Below are 4,162 nucleotides of genomic sequence, written 5' to 3' on the forward strand. Positions count from 1 at the left end.
CCCGATGAAAGAACATGTCACGCATCCTTCTCGCGGCGTCCATCAGGTTTCCAATACCCGAAATGGCCGGACCACCTCTTTGCTGAGTGATGTGCTCGACGCGCTGACTAAGACAGATTTGCCGTTATCGGCTTATGATATCCTCCGGTGTGTCAGTCATCCAGATCGCCGCCGAGTTGCCCCGCCTACAATTTATCGAGCCCTGGAAAAGCTGATCGCTGACGGGCTCGTCGGGCGGCTCGAAAGTCGAAATGCCTTCGTGCGGATCCGGACAGGCGATCCGTCGCGCCTCGTCTACTGTATCTGCGACCGATGTGGCGCCGCACAGGCGGTGGAAACCACGTCATCGTGCCAGCAGATCGACAGCGCAGCCGAGACCCTTGGATTCCAGGTCAGGCACCGGGTGATGGAAGTGCAGGGCGTCTGCGCTCAGTGCAGTACCTGTCCTTCTTTCTCGTCCGCGTTGCAACGCCCCCAACAGAACGATCTTCCGACACGCGCCCCCAAATGAGCCGCTGCCCTCTCATCGCCCTTCTTCGTCAAGGTTCTTCAATGTCATCGACCACCATCGCGTCCTGTTCCGCATCACATTCCCCAAAGGACGTTCTCGCCCGGCGTGTGGACGGCGCTCTCTCCGATCTTTCGGCAATCATGTCAGGTGACCGACCTTCTGAGCCTGTTTTCCGGTCAGACGCCGATGCACTTTCCCTGGTCCGGCACGACACGGCCCATGTTCTGGCACAGGCCGTCAGTGAACTGTTTCCCGGCACCGCGCTTGCGACAGGGCCCGCCACGGAGCAGGGATTTTTCTACGATTTCGCGGCTGAGCGCGCTTTCACGGATGATGATCTCGTTCGGATCGAAGCCCGCATGCACGAGATTGTCGATCGGGACGAAGCGATCATCCGGGAAGAATGGACGCGTGAGAGCGCCCTTGCCTGGTGTAAGGAGAACGGACAGCCCTACAAGGCGGAGATCATCCGGTCCCTGCCTGTTGATGCTATCCTGAGCTTTTACCGACAGGGCAGCTTCGTCGATCTCTGCCGGGGGCCACATCTCGCCAGCACCGGGCAGATCGGACACGCCTTTCGGCTTCTCGGCACAGCCGGGGCCTACTGGAAGGGCGACCGGAACAACCCGATGCTACAAAGGATTCACGGCACGGCCTGTCGTGATGCCGACGAACTGGCGGCGTGGGAGCGACGTCAGGAAGAAGCGGCACGCCGCGATCATCGCCGACTTGGACGCGAGATGGATCTATTCCATTTCCAGCCTGAAGCACCGGGAGCGGTCTTCTGGCATCCAAATGGCTGGACGCTGTTCCAGACGCTTCTCGCCTATCTACGCACGCGCCAACAGGCCGAGAACTATGTAGAGATCAATACGCCCGACATTATGGATCTGTCTCTCTGGCAAGCTTCCGGCCATTGGGAAAAATTCGGGGAGAACATGTTCACCACCGAGACCGAAGGCCGCACCTACGCCCTCAAGCCCATGAACTGTCCCGGTGGCGTGCAGGTTTTCCGTCATGGCCTGAAGAGTTATCGTGACCTGCCCCTGCGGATGGCTGAATTCGGCAAGGTCCATCGCTTCGAACCGTCAGGAGCGCTGCATGGCCTCATGCGCGTGCGCGCATTCACGCAGGATGACGCGCATATTTTCTGCACGCCGGAGCAGATGGAAGCTGAGACGCAGCGGATCTGCCATCTTGTGCTCTCAATCTATAAGGATTTTGGCTTCGACGATGTCCGTATCAAATTCTCTGACCGACCCGAAAAACGTGTCGGATCGGACGAGATCTGGGATCGCTCAGAGGACGCGTTACGGCGCGGGGTCGAAGCTTCGTGCCTTTCCTACACGCGCAATCCGGGGGAAGGTGCTTTTTACGGTCCCAAGCTGGAATTCGTACTGCGTGATGCAATCGGACGAGACTGGCAGTGCGGTACCGTGCAGGTCGATCTCAATCTGCCTCAGCGTCTGGACGCGCATTATGTCGGCGCGGATGGGGACAAGCATCCGCCCGTCATGCTGCACCGCGCCCTGTTCGGTTCGCTGGAACGTTTCATCGGCATTCTCCTTGAACACCATGCCGGCCATCTGCCCTTCTGGCTCGCTCCCGTTCAGGTCGTTGTGGCGACAATCACCGCCGCCGCAGACGAGTACGCGGACGATCTGATCAAAGCACTCCGCCAGCGTGGCATCCGCGTGGCACCCGATCTCCGTAACGAGAAAATCGCCTACAAAATCCGCGAACACAGTCTCGCGAAAGTGCCTGTGCTGCTGATTGTCGGAAAGAAAGAAGCACAGGCGGGAACCGTCTCCATCCGGGAGTATGGAAACCCGGATGCACCAACAATGACAATGGAAACAGCCATCGACCTGCTGGCTGACGCCTCCCGCTTCCGCCTGCCAAAGGTCTTTGGCGCATGAAGGGACTACGCGCTGCTCTCGCGGATCTCTGGTATCTGAGCCGACCCTATTTCACCTCGGCGGAACGCAAATCGGCCTGGACTTTGCTTGGCGTCGTACTGGGGCTGACCCTTCTGCTTGTGGGGGCGGATGTGCTGCAATCGTTTTCGCGTAACATTTTCTATACCGCTCTACAGCAGCGGGACGTCACATCCTTCCTGCGTGGTCTGTTCTGGTTCGTTCACACCCCGACGATGCCGATCCCCGGCTTCTTCATCATCGCAGTTCCTTCCCTGCTGGCGGCGGTATACGCCACCTACCTGCAACAATTACTGCAACTGCGCTGGCGGCGCTGGCTCACACATCGCATGGTCAGTCAGTGGCTTGACCAGAACGTCGCTTTCCGGATTGCCATAGAGGAAACCGGTCTGACCGCTGTTGGCGATAATCCCGATCAGCGTATCCAGGAAGATATCGACGGCTTCGTGCGGAACACGTTATCGCAGTTCCTCGACATCGTGTCACGGCTTGTCACTTTGTTCAGCTATGTCGGCCTACTCTGGGTGCTGTCGGGTGCGATCTCGATATTCGGCGTACGTATCCCAGGATATTTCCTGTGGATAGCTCTTCTTTATTCACTCTTTGCATCGGTCGTCACGCATCTGACGGGTCGTCGCCTGATTCCACTGCGGATCGCCCAGCAGAAAGCGGAAGCTGACTTCCGGTACAGTCTGGTTCATATCCGCGATCACGCGGCTAGCATCGCTCTCAGTGATGGGGCCGATCATGAGAAGCGTCTTCTGATCGGGAAATTCGACGTCATCTACGACAACTTCCTCGGGATTATGAAACGCGCCAAATGGCTTGGTTTCCTGACGGATGGTCTGGGAACATTATCAGGAAATTTTGCTCTTCTCGTCGGATCAATCCGCTATTTCGCTGGCAAGATCACCTTCGGTACGCTGATGCAGCTTGTGCAGGCTTTTTCCCGCGTTGAGGACGCACTCGGATGGATCTGGTCCTCCTACGCGTCACTTACTGAGTGGCGGGCCAATGTTGCTCGTCTGGCTACTTTCCAGCGCACGATGGATCGTGCGTCTGTCGGCACCGGGAAAACCACGCGCGAAATTAAGCCGACCGTGTGCGACATTGTGACTGATCATCTGGATATATACCGTCCGGATGGTTCGGTGCTTCTGTCGTCGGTAAACATAACATTGCCCAGAGGGCATGATATTGTCCTGATCGGGCCATCAGGTCTCGGAAAATCGACGCTTCTACGCACGCTCGCCGGTATCTGGCCGTTCACCAGCGGCACAATACGACTGCCTGCGGAGGAGATGATGTTCGTTCCGCAGCGTCCCTACCTTCCTCTTGGAACTCTGCGCGCCACCCTATGCTATCCCCGCGCCCCCGAGACCGTTTCCGATGATCGTCTTTGCACCGTCCTCGCGCAGGTCGGCCTGTCGGCCCTGATCGACGATCGGGATACTGAGGGCAGATGGACGGAACGGCTGTCGCCGGGAGAGCAGCAACGCCTGATGTTTGGTCGCGTTCTGCTCAATCAGCCGGCATGGGTGTTTCTGGATGAATCGACATCGAATCTTGATACCGCCTCTGAAAACCAGCTCTATGACCTCCTGCGCGACCATATCCCGTCAGTAACGATCGTGTCCGTCACGCATCGGACCACGCTACAGGAACGCCATCCGGTGACGATTGATCTTCAGGTTTTCGCTCCATCACAGTAAGC

Annotated in this window: 3 protein-coding genes; all 3 read left to right on the forward strand. The window is 57.9% G+C overall.

Annotation, left to right across the window (positions count from 1 at the left end; genetic code table 11):
- Positions 1-511 (forward strand): Fur family transcriptional regulator (locus FKW19_RS11875; protein ID WP_238331352.1); only part of this gene is annotated, 511 nt, incomplete at its 5' end.
- Positions 512-552: 41 nt separating this feature from the next.
- A complete protein-coding gene (gene thrS, locus FKW19_RS11880) occupies positions 553-2,430 on the forward strand; it encodes a threonine--tRNA ligase (RefSeq protein WP_047957394.1) in 1,878 nt (625 codons plus the stop codon).
- Positions 2,427-4,160, forward strand: a complete 1,734-nt coding sequence (locus tag FKW19_RS11885) for an ABC transporter ATP-binding protein/permease (RefSeq protein ID WP_003626794.1) — start codon at positions 2,427-2,429, stop codon at positions 4,158-4,160. The genes thrS and FKW19_RS11885 overlap by 4 nt, the downstream gene beginning before the upstream one ends.
- The last annotated feature ends 2 nt before the right edge of the window (positions 4,161-4,162 follow it).

Origin of the sequence: Acetobacter sp. DmW_125128 (genome assembly GCF_008704325.1) — a bacterium.
Taxonomy (GTDB): domain Bacteria; phylum Pseudomonadota; class Alphaproteobacteria; order Acetobacterales; family Acetobacteraceae; genus Acetobacter; species Acetobacter oryzifermentans.

Bases quoted from the DNA above. Each gene is read 5' to 3' on its own strand.
- thrS (WP_047957394.1), top strand. From the start codon at position 553: ATGTCATCGACCACCATCGCGTCCTGTTCCGCATCACATTCCCCAAAG.
- FKW19_RS11885 (WP_003626794.1), top strand. From the start codon at position 2,427: ATGAAGGGACTACGCGCTGCTCTCGCGGATCTCTGGTATCTGAGCCGA.